11 protein-coding genes are annotated in these 14627 nt (G+C 66.6%); 4 read left to right on the top strand and 7 right to left on the bottom strand.

The features are described from left to right. Positions 1-3 precede the first annotated feature (3 nt). The gene (locus tag VJ162_RS12560) at positions 4-1866 is read left to right on the top strand and encodes a cation:proton antiporter (protein ID WP_324664756.1); all 1863 of its coding nucleotides are present in this window, start codon (positions 4-6) and stop codon (positions 1864-1866) included. Here the strand turns inward: VJ162_RS12560 and alaS are convergent. The 4 genes from alaS to VJ162_RS12540 form a co-directional block, all read right to left on the bottom strand. Next, a complete protein-coding gene (alaS, locus tag VJ162_RS12555) occupies positions 1863-4652 on the bottom strand; it encodes an alanine--tRNA ligase (RefSeq protein WP_324664754.1) in 2790 nt (929 codons plus the stop codon). The two genes, VJ162_RS12560 and alaS, sit on opposite strands and share 4 nt — an antisense overlap. 56 nt (positions 4653-4708) lie before the next feature. After that, positions 4709-5329: an archaellin/type IV pilin N-terminal domain-containing protein gene (locus tag VJ162_RS12550; protein ID WP_324664752.1), complete on the bottom strand. Its 621-nt coding sequence runs from the start codon at positions 5327-5329 to the stop codon at positions 4709-4711. Between the two features lie 90 nt (positions 5330-5419). Beyond that, positions 5420-6397 carry a replication factor C small subunit gene (locus tag VJ162_RS12545; RefSeq protein WP_324664750.1) on the bottom strand — a complete coding sequence of 326 codons (978 nt, stop codon included), beginning with the start codon at positions 6395-6397 and terminating at the stop codon, positions 5420-5422. A gap of 62 nt (positions 6398-6459) precedes the next feature. Then, on the bottom strand, positions 6460-7902 hold the full coding sequence (locus VJ162_RS12540) for a dihydrolipoamide acetyltransferase family protein (protein WP_324664748.1): 1443 nt from the start codon (positions 7900-7902) through the stop codon (positions 6460-6462). Positions 7903-8281: 379 nt separating this feature from the next. On the opposite strand from VJ162_RS12540, the gene VJ162_RS12535 reads away from it, so the two are divergent. From VJ162_RS12535 to VJ162_RS12525, 3 genes are read left to right on the top strand one after another with little or no spacing between them, the layout of a single operon-like run. Beyond that, positions 8282-9136, top strand: a complete 855-nt coding sequence (locus VJ162_RS12535) for a hypothetical protein (RefSeq protein WP_324664746.1) — start codon at positions 8282-8284, stop codon at positions 9134-9136. A gap of 25 nt (positions 9137-9161) precedes the next feature. Beyond that, positions 9162-10868 carry an ABC transporter ATP-binding protein gene (locus tag VJ162_RS12530; protein WP_324664744.1) on the top strand — a complete coding sequence of 569 codons (1707 nt, stop codon included), beginning with the start codon at positions 9162-9164 and terminating at the stop codon, positions 10866-10868. Beyond that, on the top strand, positions 10868-11707 hold the full coding sequence (locus VJ162_RS12525; protein WP_324664743.1) for an energy-coupling factor transporter transmembrane component T family protein: 840 nt from the start codon (positions 10868-10870) through the stop codon (positions 11705-11707). Before VJ162_RS12530 ends, VJ162_RS12525 begins: the two co-directional genes overlap by 1 nt. Positions 11708-11794: 87 nt before the next feature. Here the strand turns inward: VJ162_RS12525 and VJ162_RS12520 are convergent, their stop codons facing one another. The 3 genes from VJ162_RS12520 to lipA form a co-directional block, all read right to left on the bottom strand. Next, complete coding sequence (locus VJ162_RS12520) at positions 11795-12565, bottom strand: PHP domain-containing protein (RefSeq protein ID WP_324664741.1); 771 nt, start codon at positions 12563-12565, stop codon at positions 11795-11797. Further along, complete coding sequence (locus VJ162_RS12515; RefSeq protein ID WP_407066862.1) at positions 12565-13257, bottom strand: 2-phosphosulfolactate phosphatase; 693 nt, start codon at positions 13255-13257, stop codon at positions 12565-12567. The genes VJ162_RS12520 and VJ162_RS12515 overlap by 1 nt, the downstream gene beginning before the upstream one ends. A gap of 131 nt (positions 13258-13388) precedes the next feature. Further along, positions 13389-14345 (bottom strand): lipoyl synthase, encoded by a 957-nt coding sequence (gene lipA, locus VJ162_RS12510; protein ID WP_324664738.1) that lies wholly within the window; start codon positions 14343-14345, stop codon positions 13389-13391. Between the last annotated feature and the right edge of the window lie 282 nt (positions 14346-14627).

Below are 14627 nucleotides of genomic sequence, written 5' to 3'. Positions count from 1 at the left end.
ATCGTGTCCGGGGCAGCGTCACTCATCGGCGCCGTCGTCTTCGTCGCGGGTATCGGTGTCGTCGCCCAACTGCTCGCCGACCGCCTGCAGGTCCCCAGCGTGGCGTTCCTGCTCGTCGCCGGGATTCTCGTCGGCCCACAGGGCTTTGGCTTCGTCGACCCGGCCCAGTTCGGACAGGCCGGTCTGCAGGCCATCGTCGGCCTCAGCGTCGGTCTCATCGTCTTCGAGGGGGCCTTTCATCTCACCGCCGAGCGGGTCCGGGAGGCCTCCCGCGAGGCGCTTGGGCTGGTCACCGTCGGCGCGTTCGTCTCGCTGGCCGGGACGGCCATCGCCGTCCGGTTCGTCTTCGCCACCTCGTGGCCGGTGGCCGTCCTCGTCGGGTCGCTGCTGGTGGCGACCGGCCCGACGGTCATCACGCCCATCATGGCCGTCGTCCCGGTCCGCGAGCGGGTCGCAGCCGCGCTGGAGACCGAGGGCATCATCAACGACGTCGTCGCGGCCATCCTTGCCGTCGCCACCTTCGAGTTTGTCGTCGCTGACGGCGCCTCACCGCTGGTCGTCGTCGAGGCGTTCCTCGCGCGCCTGCTGGTTGGTGTCGTCGTCGGCGTCCTCGTCGGCGGGGCCGTCGCCTTGCTCCCCCGGTACGTCTCGCTCTCGGAGGACAACGCCGGGCAGAACGCCCGACTGGTCGTGCTGACCGCCGCGCTGGTCGCCTACGCCGTCGGCAGCAGCCTCCTCTCGGAGGCCGGCATCGCGGCCGCGGCCGTCGCCGGCGTCGTGCTTGGCAACGCCGACATCCCCCACGAGGCCGACGTCGCGGAGTTCAAGGGCGGCATCACCGTCTTCGTCCTCTCCTTTGTCTTTGTCGTGCTGGCCGCTTTGCTCTCCTTTTCGGACCTCCGGGCACTCGGGCTGGGCGGTGTCGTCGTCGTGGTCGCCGTCGTCGCCGTCATCCGCCCTCTCGGCGTCGCTCTCTCGACTATCGGCGGGTCAATGAGCGTGCGCGAGCGGGTATTTGTCGGCGTGATGGGCCCGCGCGGCATCATCCCGGCGTCGGTCGCGACCCTCTTTGCCATCGAGTTACGGCCGACGAACCCGCAGGCTGCGACCGTCCTCGTGGGGACGGTGTTTCTCGTCATCTTCGCGACCGTCATCTTTCAAGCCGGCCTGGCCCGTCACATCGCACAGGGGCTTGATATCTTGCCTACACAGACGCTCGTGGTCGGCGCCGGCCGCGTCGGCACGGAACTGGCCGACCGCTTCGAGGCACGCGGCGAGGAAGTAACCCTTATCGACACCGACCAGGCGGCCGTCGAGCGCGTTCGCGCCGACGGCTATCGGGTCGTCCACGGCGACGCGACCGACGCCAGCACGCTCGAATCGGCCGACGCGGACCGTGCAGGGGTCGTCGTCGCCGCCACGGCCGACGACGACGTGAACCTGCTTGTCGCCCAGCTCGCGACGACGCGGTTCGATGTCGACACCGTCGTCGCGCGGGCCAACAACCCCGACAACGTCGAGGCCTTCAGAGACCTGGACGTCGAAACCATCTCGGCCGGCTTCGCCGTCGCCGACGCCATCGACGACGCCATCGAACGGCCGGCGCTGTCCCACTGGCTGGCCGACGCCGGGAAGACCGGCGACGTGCTGGAAGTCGAACTGCAAAACGAGTCGCTGGCCGACCAGTCCGTCGACACGCTCACCGACGCCTTGCCCGAGGGCTGTCTCGTGGCGATGGTCAGCGCCGGCGGGGAAGACCGGGTGCCCGACGGCGACTTCGTGGTCTCACACGGGGACCACCTGACGCTGGTCTGTGAGACGAACACGGCGATGCAGTCGGCCAGACGAGTGTTACGTGGCGACTAGGCGTTCGCCACGGACTGCAGGATGTCCTCGGCGTCGTCTAAGGCGCCGTCGAGCTTGTCGCCGTCCGGACCGCCGCCCTGGGCGAAGTCCGCGGGGCCGCCGCCGCCGCCGCCGACCCGACCGGCGAGCTCGCCGACAACTTCGCCGGCGTCGACCTCGACGCCCTCGGGGACGGCGACGACGAACTGCGCGCCGTCGGCGCCCGAGCCAAGCACCGCAATCTGTCCCTGCTCGACGACGGCGTTGGCCTGGGCCCGCAGCTCGTCCATGTCGGCGTCGATGCGCTGGACGACCGCCGTCGTGTCGGCCACGTCGACCTCCTCGGAGTCGCCGCCGCCGGAGGCGCGCGCCTCCGCCAGCTGTTCTTTCAGCTCCTCTATCTCCTTGCCCCGGGCCTTCCACTCGTCGAAGAAGCGGGCGGCGGTATCGGGCACTTCGGTCGGTGCGACGTCGAAGGTGTCGGCGGCCTCGTAGAGGGCGTCCTCGGTTCGGTGGGTCGCCTCGATGGCCGCGTCGCCGGCGGCGAATGTGAGCCGGATGACGCCGTCCTGAATCCGCTCCGTGCCGAGCAGCTTGATGGTCCCGATGTCGCCGGTGCGGGCGACGTGGGTCCCACCGCAGGCCTGGATGTCGTCTGCGACCTGGATGAGGCGGATCTGCTCGCCGGCCGGGATGCCGCCCTGATAGAGGTCGAAGCCGTGTTTGGCCTCGGCCTCGTTGCGGTCGGGCCACTGCTGGGTCACGGTGGCGTTGTCCTGGACGAGCTCGTTTGCCATGGACTCTATCTCCTTGACCTGCTCGCGGTCCACCGAGTCGTAGTGGCGCACGTCGATGCGGGCGGAGTCGACGCCCTTCTGGGCGCCGGCCTGGCGGACGTGCTCGCCAAGCACCTGCCGGGCGGCGTGGACGACGATGTGGGTCGCCGTGTGGTGTTGCATCAGCCGCTTGCGCCGGGTGGCGTCGACCTGCCCGCGGACGAACTCGCCCTTGCCGGGGTCGTCGTCGACGGTGTGGAGGATGACGCCGTCGTATCGTTGCACGTCCTCAACCTCGGCGGTGACGTCGTCGGTCGAGAGGTGGCCGTGGTCCGGCGGCTGGCCACCGCCCTCCGGGTAGAACATCGTCTGGTCGAGGACGACGTCGTAGCGGTCGTCTTCGTCCCGGTCGAAGACCTCCAGAACGACGGCCTCGAACTCCATTCGCTGCTGGTCCTCGTAGTAGAGCCGGTCGGTGTCTGGCAGTTCTGCCAGCCGGTCGGCGTAGGGGGTCTCGTCGCTGCCCGCCTCGGCGCCGGTCTCCCCGCCGTGGCGGTCTGCGACGACCGCGTAGAAGTCGTCCGGAACCTCGACGTCGACCCCGCGCTCGGCCGCTATCTCCTCGACCATATCGGGCTGGATGCCGTGGGAGTCGTACAGCTCGACCAGCTCCGCTGTCGGGATGGGGTCGCCGCTCTCGGCGTAGTCGTCGGCCAGCTGGCGCACCCGACGGCCCCCGCGGTCGAGGGTCTCGCGGTACTTCTCGACCTCGGTGCGGACGATGTCCCGCACCGTGTCGCGGTTCTCGTAGCCCAGCCGGTCGGCCTGCATGTCGACGAGCTCGTCCAGCGGGGCGTCGACGCCGACGCTGTCGACCAGCCGCTTCGTGCGGCGAAGGACCATTCGCGCGAGATACCCCGTCCCGACGTTCGAGGGGACGATGCCGTCCCCGAGCATGTAGGCGAGGGTTCGGGAGTGGTCGGCGATGGCGTAGATTTCCTCAAGCGGCGCGACGAGGTCGCGCAGTTCCTTGACGTCGACGCCGACCTGTTCGGCGATGGTGTCGCGTTCGGCCTCGATGTCCTCGGCCTCGTCGATGTCCATCCGGCCCGCGAGCTTGGCGGCGTTGTGGACGATTGCGGCCTCCTCGTCGGTGAGTTCGATGTCGGCGTTGTCCTTCAAAAAGCCGATCATCTCGGGGTAGACCGCCTCGTACACCGTCGGCGTGCCCTGGGAGACCCACGTCCACCGCTCCAGTCCGTAGCCGGTGTCGACGACGTAGGTGTCCATCTCCGAGTAGCGGTTGCCGTCTTTCATCTCGTACTCGCCGTCGGGGTCCTGTTCGAGGGACATGAACACGAGCGTCGCCAGCTCGGCGCCCTGGTAGATGACCTCGAAGGCGGGGCCGGCGTTGCCGCCGCCGACCCACGGGTCCTCGATGAGCGTGAGCTCGTCCACGTCGGCGCCCAGCTCCTCGAACAGCTCGACGCAGTACTCGACGGTCTCTTCTTTCCAGTACACTTCGCCCTCGTAGGCGTACTCCTCGGGGTCCTCGATGTCCTCCTTGGCGTTGAACGCGTGGTGGGCCATCATCTCGAAGGCCATCGTGTGTCGGCCGGTCTTGCCGACGTTGTCGATATCCTGCATCCGGATGCAGGGCTGGCTGATACAGAGCGGGTTGGCCGGCGGCGGCGTCGTCCCGCTCGTGACCAGCGGCTGGAAGTCGTAAATCGACGCCTGTGTCAGCAAGACGTCGTCGCGCCACCGGTTGGCCGCGACTGGGTACGGGTCGATGCGTTCGTGGTCGCGCTCCTCGAAGAAGGAGAGAAACGCCTCCCGCATCTCCCCGAGGGCGTACTCCTCGTCGAACCCGGGGTTGTCGATGAAGTCGTACTCGGCACACGGGGGCTCGCCACAGGTGTCGCGGTCGGCCCGCGACCAGAACATATCGCCACACTCGGCACACTCCTGACGGTGAAAGCCCGCCTCGTCGAAGTAGTCGAGTTGGTAGGCCTCGTCGAGGTCGCTCATTGGCGTAGTGTTGGCCCAGCAGCGGGTAAAACAGTTCCGAAGGGGTCAGCAGCTGACTACAGCCGCACCGCAGAGGTACCGGAGATGGTCTTTGGCACGAGTATCTCCTCTGTCGTCTGTGAGCCCGAGGCGGTCGTGATGCGCACAGTCGCGCTCTCACCCTCCCCTATCTCGCTGCCGAAGGTGTTATCATCGACCCCTAGGTCCGTATCCCCGAGGTCCAGCTGTATCTTCAGCCGGTCTTCCTGGTCGTTCAACACCGGCGAGGAGTCGTCCTCGTCCTGGATGGCCTCGATACTGAACCGGCCGTCCGGGTTCCCGTCGGCGCCGTTCTCCGCGAGCTGGTAGAACGACCCCGTCGGCCCGATCCACTCGACCGTCGTGGTCCCGAGGTCGATGTTGCCCGCACCCGGCCCCTTCTTGACGACGAGGCTCACGACGCCGACACCGTCGTCGTCGAGAGACGTCCCCGTCGCGCTGACTACCTGGAGTCGGTTCGACGTCGAATCGGCCGCACCCTGGCCGGTCGCCTCGCTGGAGCTCTGCAGGAACCCCGCTGTGTTGATAAGCACGCCGGCCGCGATGGCGGCGACGAGCACCATCGCGATGAAGACGATGAGGGTGCCGATACCCACCTGTCCGCGGTCATCGGCTACTTGGTCATTCAAGCCGTACATTTCACTTACTGATAGCTAGGTAATCTCACCGATATAAACCTGCGTGAGCAATTATCGGCGGTGAAAACGCCGTCTCGGGGGCTACTGTGCCTACTCGGGGTTGGCCAGGGAGGCCAGCATCGCTTCCAGTTGCACGCGCTCGTTTGCCCCCTGCGTGATGCGGTAGTCGGTCTCCCCGACCCGTTCGAGGATGCGAACCGCCGCCCGGTCCTCGACCTCGAACTCCCAGATGGAGCGGTGGAGCTGGTCGATGATGTCGCCGCCGGCGATGCCCTCCTCGGTCAACAGGCGGTCCAGGGTCGCGCGCGCGGCGGTGAAGTCCCCGTCGAGCGCCGACTGGACCATCCCGTGTATCTCCTCGGGTCGGGCCGTGGAGGTGATGGCGTACACCGCCGCCTCGTCGACCACGTCGCCGCTGACCGAGGCCGCCTGCAGCCCGTTTATCGCCTTTCGCATGTCGCCCCCGGCGGCATACACCAGCGCGTCCAGCCCGGCGTCGGTCAGCTCGATGTCCTCCTCGCTCGCGATGTGGCGGATCTCCGCCTCGATGGCCTCGTCGCCCAGCGGCGAGAAGCGAAAGACCGAACACCGCGACTGGATGGGGTCGATGATCTGGCTGGAGTAGTTACACGAGAGGATAAACCGGACGTTGTTCGAGAACTGCTCCATCGTCCGACGGAGCGCGGACTGTGCATCGCTCGTGAGGGCGTCTGCCTCGTCGAGGAAGATGATGCGGTACTCGTGGCCGCCGAAGCTGGTCCGCGCGAAGTTCTTGATGCGGTCCCGGACCACGTCGATACCCCGCTCGTCGGAGGCGTTCAGTTCGAGGAAGTTCTCGCGCCAGTCCTCGCCGTACAGCTCGCGGGCGATAGCCGAGGCGCAGGTGGTCTTCCCGGTACCGGCCGGCCCGCTGAACAGGAAGTGGCTCAGGTCGTTGCGGTCGACGTAGCTCTGGAGCCGCCCGACGATGTCCTCGTGACCTTTCACGTCGGCCAGCGACTGCGGGCGGTACTTCTCTATCCACACTTCCTCCCGTCCCGCCCGCGACTCGGCGTCGGCCTCACTCATACGTCAGGGGTGGCGCGGGCCGGGCATAAACGAACCGTTCGCGCCCCGGACAGCATTGACGGCTACGCCAGCAGCCGCGTCGGGTCGGCGAGATACTCCTTCAGGGTGTTGAGGAAGCGAGCGGCGTCGGCCCCGTCGAGGACCCGGCGGTCGATGGCCAGCGAGAGCGTGAGCGTGGGTTCGGCGGTGACCTCGCCGTCCGAAGCGACCGGTCGCTCTCTCAGCGCCCCCACGCTCAGTACGGCCGTCTCGGGTACGTTGATTATCGGGTCGGCGTACTCCCCGCCGATGGCGCCGACGTTCGTGACGGTGAAGACGCCGCCCTGCAGCGCCGCCTGGTCGGTGTCGCGGCTGCGAGCCCGTCCGACGAGGTCGTCGACGTCCCCCGCGAGTTCCAGCAGTCCCTTCTCGTCGACGGCTTCGACGACGGGGACGACGAGCCCGTCGTCGGTCGCTGTCGCCACGCCGATATCGCGGTCGCTCCGGTAGACGACCTCCTCGCGCTCGGTGTCCAGCCGACTCGCCAGCATCGGGTGGTCGTCCAGTGTGGCGGCGACGCATTTCAGCACCAGCGGCGTGTAGGTGAGATCGACGCCCCGCTCCTCGGCGAGTGGCGTGAGCCGCTCGCGGGCCTCGACCAGCTCCGGTACCGCGACCATATCGTGATGGGTCTCGTGGGGGACCTCCCGGCGGGAACGGGCCATCCGCTCGCCGGTGGTCCGGCGGGCGCCGCGGTAGGGCTCCCGGCGGTCGTCTGTCGACTCGGGGGCCGCGCGCCGAACGGCGGATTCGGCGGCCGGGTCGTCGGTGTCGTCCCGTGTGTCGACGACAACGGTCGGGCTGTCGTCGTCTGCACTCCTGTCCTCGTCGTCGTTCACTTTCGAGACGACCGATGTGGGGCCGTCGTCGGTGTCGTCGTTTACCTTCGAGACGACCGATGTGGGACCGTCGTCGGTGTCGTCGTTTACCTTCGAGACGACCGATGTGGGACCGTCGTCGGTGTCGTCGTTCACCTTCGAGACTACGGACGTGGGACCGTCGTCGGTGTCGGCAGCCGTGTCGTCGGCGGTCGTTTCTACGTCCGATTCGGTGATGCGCCCGCTCGGTCCCGACCCCTCGATAGCCGAGATGTCGACGCCAAGCTCGCGGGCGAGCCGGCGGACGCTCGGCGGGGCGAACACGCGCCCGGCGGTGTCACCGTCGCTTCCGTTCGTCTCCGACGACTCGTCCGCCTGCTCGTCGCTGTCGGTCGGGGACTCCTCGCTCTCGCTGTCTGTCCCGATGGTGGCCAGCACTTCGCCGGTGGCGACGGTATCGCCAACGTCGGCGTGTCGCGCCCGGACGACGCCGGCGACCGGCGACGACACGTCGACGGTGGCCTTGTCGGTCTCGACTTCGGCGAGCACCTGGTCTTTGGCGACCTCGTCGCCGACTGTGACGTGCCAGGTCAGGACCTCGCCTTCGGCGACCCCGTCGCCCAGGTCGGGCAATTCGAACTCGAACATAGTCGGGACTCTCCCGCGTCGGTGATACCGTCTTTGATGCGGGCAGTGCTGTCCGGCCCGGACGCCGCCGCCTCGCCACGTCCCCGTCCGCGACGGGCTCGACTGGTCCGGCTCGCCGTCGCGGCCCGGACTGTCTGGGGTGTGCGTTCGACGCGTGGTGTCGCCGCGTAGCTATAGTAACAATTGAAACGATTTACACACCGACCGCACTGCTGTCGTGCGGTCGGGTGTGCATTGATTTTCAATGGCTACTATAGACCGGTGTCCGACACGCTCTATGAGTACACTCCGTACAGTATCGAGATATCCGTAGTGTCCCGTACCGGGAAATATAAAAAATATAAACTGTCTTTAAATACTGCCGACCAGCCACATCTGGATGTCGACGACAAACCAGCAGAGTGAGAACCTGTTCAGTTTCGATAACCAGGACATGATGGTGTTCATACTCATCATGTCTCTCCACGGGTTACAGATGATGTTCGCGGAGCTGCTCCCGTCGTTCTCGCTGGGCGGTCTGGAACTCGAACTCGGGCCGTTCCTCTTTATTTCCTATACGCTCGTTTTCCTCTTTCGCTCCTTTTGGGCCTGCCTGGCTGTCCCGGTCGGCGGCATCGTCTTCGGTGAAATCCTCATCGGCGACTTCAGCGCGTTCGGGGCCGTCGAGAGCCTGCTCATGATCACGATTTCGCTGTACATCGCGACGACGATGATAACCGACCCGGAGGACGTGAAGTGGCTCGCGGTGCTGGCGGTGGTCGCCAAAGGGCTGGAGGAACTGGCCGCCCAGTTCATCGACGTGGGGAAGTTCTACGTCGGCGTCGAATCGCTCGAGGCGATCGAGTGGCTCCCCGAGACGATCTGGGCCGTCGAGGTCGCCGGCGCGACTACCCAGGTCATCATCGCGGGGCTCCTCTTTGGCGCCCTCCCGATGATGTACTTCTATCCGCGGATGCGCGGCAAAATCGAGCCGCTGCTCGGGATGGAGCCGGTCGGCGGCCATCCGAGCGGGAAGCGGTTCAACCGCGACACGCTCAAGGGACTCGTCGCGTGGGTCGTCCTGACGCCCATCGCGTTCGTCTTCGAGGCGTTCAGTGAGACCAGCGGCGCGTTCCTCGTCTTCGAACCGCAGTTCGTCGAGTCGTACGGCCAGCTGTTCTTTGCGGTGCCGATTGTCGCCGCCGCAATCGTCGCCTACGGCGTGGTGTACTACCGCCAGCGGGACGCCGCGTAATCACCCTCTCACTTTTCGTACTCCAATGAGTGCAACCACAATCACTGTCGACGACCTGACGTTTCGCTACCCGGGCAGCGACGAGCCGGTGTTACGGAACGCGACCGTCGAGATCGATTCCGGGGAGTTCACCGCCATCGTCGGGGGCAACGGGAGCGGCAAGACGACGCTGTGTAAGGCCTTTAACGGACTCGTCCCGCATTTTTTCAACGGGACGTTCGAGGGGACCGTCAGCGTCGGCGACACTGTGACGACCGAGAGCGATGTCTCGTCGCTCTCGCGGACGGTCGGCTACGTGTTTCAGGATTTCGAGAACCAGCTCGTCCAGCCTATCGTCCGCGACGACGTGGCGTTCGCACCGAAAAACCACGGGTTTTCGGATTACCACGACCGGGCGATGGACGCGCTCGAAGCGGTGGGACTCGGCGACGCCGCCGACCGGTTCGTCTGGGAACTCAGCGGCGGCCAGCAACACCTGGTCGCCCTCGCCAGCGTGCTGGCCATGGAACCGGAGTTCATCATCGTCGACGAGCCGGCGGCCCAGCTCGACCCCCACAACGCTCGCCAGACCTACGAACAGCTCCGGGAGATACAGCGTGACACGGACGTTGGCGTGGTCGTGATAGAACACCACACGGAGTTCATCGCCGACTACTGCGACCGGCTCGTCATGGTCGCCGACGGCGACGTGGCGTGGACCGAGCCGGTCGATGTCGGACTGAACCGGGTCGAAGAACTGCTCGATGCGGACATCCATCCGCCACAGGTCACACAGATCGCCCGAAATCTCCCGGATGGGTGTGGCACCCTGCCCAGCGGCCGGTACCCGGTGACGGTCGAGCAGGCCGCCGATGCCTTCCCCACGCCCGCCTCCGACGCGCAGCATCCGATGACGCCGGATGGCAGCGGTGCCGACGAGCGTCTCATCAGTATCCGTGATGTGACACACGGCTACCCGACGCTTCGTGAGGGTCGAAAGACGGTCCTCGACGGGCTCGATCTGGAGTTGCACGCCGGCAACAGGGTTGCCCTCGTCGGCGCCAACGGAGCCGGCAAGTCGACGCTGCTCCGGCTGCTGACCGGTCTCGAATCGCCGGACGAGGGGACGGTAACCGTGCTCGGCAACGATACGAACACCACACTCCCCGAAGAACTGGCCGAGGAGACGGTGTACATCCACCAGAACCCCGAGGAGATGTTCGTCGAGGAAACGGTTCGCGACGATGTCGCGTACTACCTCGAAAGTCGCGACGCCCCGGACGTCGACGAGCGGGTCGACGACGTCATCGAATTCCTCGACCTCGAAGACATCGCCGACCGGGACGGGCGGCTCCTGAGCATCGGCCAGCAGCGGCGGGCGTCGCTGGCTATCGGCCTGGCGACCGACCCCACCGTCGTGTTGCTCGACGAGCCGACCGGGAGCCTGGACCTCCAGAGCCGCCGCGAAGTGACCCGGATGCTCTCGCGGTCGGTGTCACGGACCGAGGCGGTCGTCGTCGCCACGCACGACCTCCAGCTGGTGGCCGAGTGGGCCGACCGGGTCGTCGTCCTCGGTCCCGACGGTATCCTTGCGGACGAACCCCCACAATCGGTGTTCGAACAGCCCGCACTCTTGGAGCGGGCCCACCTCCGACCGCCACAGGTCGTCGAACTCAGTAACCGGCTCGGCATCGACCCGCCGTCGTTAACCACATCGGGTATCGTCGAGCGCCTGTCGGAGGCGAGCCGCTGATGGGGTATCTCGACGCACTCCGGACGATTACGATCGCCGACATCAAGGTCGATCTCATGCGGACGGCCTACGACAACGACGAGGCGCTGTTGAACAAGTTCGACCCACGCATCGTGATTATCTGGTCGGCCGTCTTCGTCGTCGTCCCCTGGTTCTTCTACGAGCCCGAGCCGCTGTTTGCGATGCTCGTGGCGTCGCTGCTCCTGGCGTACCTCTCACAGACCAGCGTCTACCTGCTCGCTCTCCTTATCTGGGGGAGCCTCTCGAACATCGGATTCATCGTCATCCTCAGCTCCGTCGTCTACTGGTGGCAAGGGGGCTCGGGCGGTCTCCAGGGCGCCGTCGTCGACAACAGCGTCGCGCTCCTGCCGTTTACGATGAAGCTGACGGTCATCTCCGTCGTGAGTCTGGCGGCTTTCTCGGCGATGAGTCCGAAGAAACTCGCCAAGGGGATGTTGAGTCTCGGCGTTCCCCGACCGTTCACCTTCGCCATAGCGTACGGCTACCGGATGATGCCCGTCCTGCTCGAAGAGTACCACGACCTGGTCAACTCCTTGCGCCTCCGCAACGAGGCCCCGGAGAACCGCGGGCTGTTGCGGTGGCGGTACTACCTGTACCTGCTGAAACTCTCGATCAAGGCGTTCTATCCGATGACGTTCAACGTCGCGAAACGCTCCAGAGTCACCGTCGAAGCGATGGAGACGAGGGGGTTCTCCCACTCGCTTGGCAACGAGGCCAGCCGGGAACTCAGGCTGGGGGACCTCGAAATCCTGCCACGGGACGTGACGTTCATGCTGGTTTCGCTGCTGTTTGTCGTCGTGGTCGCGGTGTTCCTCTGAGCGGTCCGACGGATTCCGGGCCGGACTCGTCGACGAGTCCGGCCGGGTGGGACATGTCCGCCGTTCGCGTTCGAAGAGCGCCCCGAGCTACGCCAGTACGTCCCCGATACCCACCAGCTCGACGGGGGTCCGGTCGGCCACGTCCCGGAGTTCCGGGACGCGCTCGGTCAGCTCGTCGGGTCGGTGACTGTCCGTCCCGAGGACGAAGCTGACGCCGTGGTCGGCAAACCGCGACAGCACGGACGGGTCGGGGTGGGGTTGACCGAGCGATCGGTTGATGCGGCCGGCGTTGATCTCCGGGACGGTCCGGGCGTCGGCGAGCGCCGCGGCGACGCGCTCGTAGTCGCTCGGCCGGGAGTACCCCCGGAGCGTGCTCAGTCGCTCGGGGAGGTCCAGGTGCCCCAGCACGTCGAACAGCTCCGATTCGACCAGCGCCACGACGGCGTCGTAGTAGCGCTCGACCGCCGCTCGGCGGGCCTCGTCGTCGGTGCCGACGTGGGGGGCGTCGCTGGTGTAGTCGTACTCGCCGGCGAAGTGGACGCTACCGATTGTGTAGTCGAACTCGGCGGTATCGAGGAACGCGCGGGTCGCGTCGCGCTCGCTCGCGACGAAGCTCACCTCCGCGGCGTCGTACAGCGCCAGGTCGGTGCGCTCCCGGGCCGACTCGATGAGTTCACGCCGTCGCTCGTAGGTCTCGACGAGGTCGTACTGCGCCCGGCGACCGAACGCGTCGTCGGTCACGATGCAGTGGTCGGTCAGTCCAACCCCGTCGAGACCGGCGTCCGCGGCCGCCCCGACCATCGACGACAGCGCAGCGCCGTCCGAGAAGGTCGTGTGCGTGTGGACGTCCGTCCGCATCAGCTGTCACCCGACACGTCGTACAGCTTCTGTCCGTCGAGTCTCGGCACGATATCGCGGCTGTCGAACGCCAGGGCGTACTCGTAGAGGTCGGTCCGCTTTATCTGTGGCTTGCGCTCGTATTTCGCGCCTTTGGAGAACTCGACCATCTCGCGGTACACCGCTCGCTCCTCGTCGCTCGGCGGGTCCCCGTGGCAGTGGCGGGCGATGTACAGCGCGCCGGCGACGTCCTCGGGGGAGGGTTTCCCGTTGGAGCCGGCAGCGACGAAGTAGGTCGGTGCGTCCTGTGCCCGCAGGTGCTCGGCCAGCGCGACCCCGTTTGACAGGCCGCCGACGTAGACGGTAACGTCGTCGCCCCCGGCCAGCCGGAGGTCGGTGACGGCGTTGCCACCGTTGGTCGAGGTCATCGCCGTGGGGCGTCCCGCCACGTCTACGCTCTGGACGTAGCTCGGCGAGTTGAAGAAGTCATACCCCGGCTCGCCCCGGTAGTCCGGCCCGGAGGCGCCGCCTATCTTCGCCCGCGGGTTGGCCTTCTTGAACGCCGGTTCGTCGCCACGTTCCTCGGTGATGTGGACGTACTCGGCTCCGTTGGCGAACAGCTCCGGGACCGTCGTCGAGAACTGCGCCACGTCGACGACGACGTAGTTGCCCGGTTCGGGGGCGTCAGGTATCTGTGCGCGCGCTGGAATCATGCGGTCGATAGGGAGCGACGCCCCGCTCCCGTCTGCAAGCAGGCTCACACGCTAACCCGTCGTCTCTGTCGCTTGAACGTGACTAAGAGGGCTATATGGGGATACCGACCGCTCCCGAGCGGACCGGAGAGTCAGTCGCTCGCCTGCGCTCGCTCTCGGGCTGTCTCGACTGTCTCCCCCTCTCTGAGAACACGCTCTACGAAGAGCTCCCCTGCCCGGTACGAGGACCGCACCATCGGTCCGGAGGCGCAGTAGCGGAAGTCGAGCTCGTCTTCGGCCACCCGCTGCCAGGTGTCGAAGACGTCCGGATGGACGTACTCCGAGACTTCCAGATGCGAGCGGGAGGGCTGGAGATACTGGCCGAAGGTGACGATGTCGGTGCCGACCTGGCGCAGGTCGGAGAGGGTCTGGTACACCTCGTGGGCGTACTCGCCGACGCCCAGCATCAGGCTGGTCTTGGTGAAGACGTCGCTCTCCCGACTGGCCTGTCGCAGCACCGACAGCGACTGCTCGTAGCCGGCCCGGCGGTCACGCACCGGCCACTGCAGTCGGTCGACGGTCTCGATGTTGTGGGCCAGCACGTCCGGCTCGGCGTCGACAATCGCCCGGACGAGGTCGGCCTCGCCCCGGAAGTCCGGAATCAGACACTCGACGAGAATCGACGGGTCCCGTCGCTTTATCTCTCGGATGGTCTCGGCGAAGTGGCTCGCCCCCTGGTCGGGGAGGTCGTCGCGGTCGACGCTGGTCAGGACCACGTAGTCCAGCCCGATGTCGGCGACGGCGTCGGCGACCTGTGTGGGTTCGTCCGGGTCCAGCGGCTCCATCCCACCGGTCTCTACGTCACAGAAGTTACAGCCCCGCGAGCAGCGGTCGCCCATGAGCATGAACGTCGCCGTTCCCGGTCCCTCTCGCCCGCTCCAACACTCCCCCATGTTCGGGCAGTTGGCCTCCTCACAGACCGTATGCAAGTCCCGCTCGCGGAGCGACTGCTTGATGTCTGTGAACCGCTCGCCCGACGGCGGCCGGCTCTTGAGCCAGTCGGGCTTGCGCGAACGACTCATTACCACAGCCTTTGACTGTCGGGGCAAAAGCCGTTGGGTTCGCCGGTGTCACCGCACTTGGGTCACCCGTTCAGCGGACTCGCGTTGTCCGACTTGCAGTTCGGGCAGGTAAACGGCGGCGAGTCGTTCCTGCTCGTGTGAAATGAGTTCCCACACTCCTCGCATTCGCGGCTCACGTCAGAATCGTCAGTGTTCTGGTCTGGCATGGGGTTCACTCACGCTAACGGGCCCACGGGTTGTGGTCCCGTGGCCGGCAACTGCAAGCCCCGCCGGGCACTGCGCCGAGAGCGCGGTCGCGACGGGCCACCA

Source organism: Haloarcula sediminis, from assembly GCF_035656455.1.
Classification (GTDB): domain Archaea; phylum Halobacteriota; class Halobacteria; order Halobacteriales; family Haloarculaceae; genus Haloarcula; species Haloarcula sediminis.
This window is presented reverse-complemented; position numbering and strand designations above follow the sequence as displayed.

Coding starts and splice junctions, on each gene's coding strand:
- alaS (WP_324664754.1), bottom strand. CDS start 4,652: ATGAGCGACCTCGACGAGGCCTACCAACTCGACTACTTCGACGAGGCG.
- VJ162_RS12550 (WP_324664752.1), bottom strand. CDS start 5,329: ATGTACGGCTTGAATGACCAAGTAGCCGATGACCGCGGACAGGTGGGT.
- VJ162_RS12545 (WP_324664750.1), bottom strand. CDS start 6,397: ATGAGTGAGGCCGACGCCGAGTCGCGGGCGGGACGGGAGGAAGTGTGG.
- VJ162_RS12540 (WP_324664748.1), bottom strand. CDS start 7,902: ATGTTCGAGTTCGAATTGCCCGACCTGGGCGACGGGGTCGCCGAAGGC.
- VJ162_RS12535 (WP_324664746.1), top strand. CDS start 8,282: ATGTCGACGACAAACCAGCAGAGTGAGAACCTGTTCAGTTTCGATAAC.
- VJ162_RS12530 (WP_324664744.1), top strand. CDS start 9,162: ATGAGTGCAACCACAATCACTGTCGACGACCTGACGTTTCGCTACCCG.
- VJ162_RS12525 (WP_324664743.1), top strand. CDS start 10,868: ATGGGGTATCTCGACGCACTCCGGACGATTACGATCGCCGACATCAAG.
- VJ162_RS12520 (WP_324664741.1), bottom strand. CDS start 12,565: ATGCGGACGGACGTCCACACGCACACGACCTTCTCGGACGGCGCTGCG.
- VJ162_RS12515 (WP_407066862.1), bottom strand. CDS start 13,257: ATGATTCCAGCGCGCGCACAGATACCTGACGCCCCCGAACCGGGCAAC.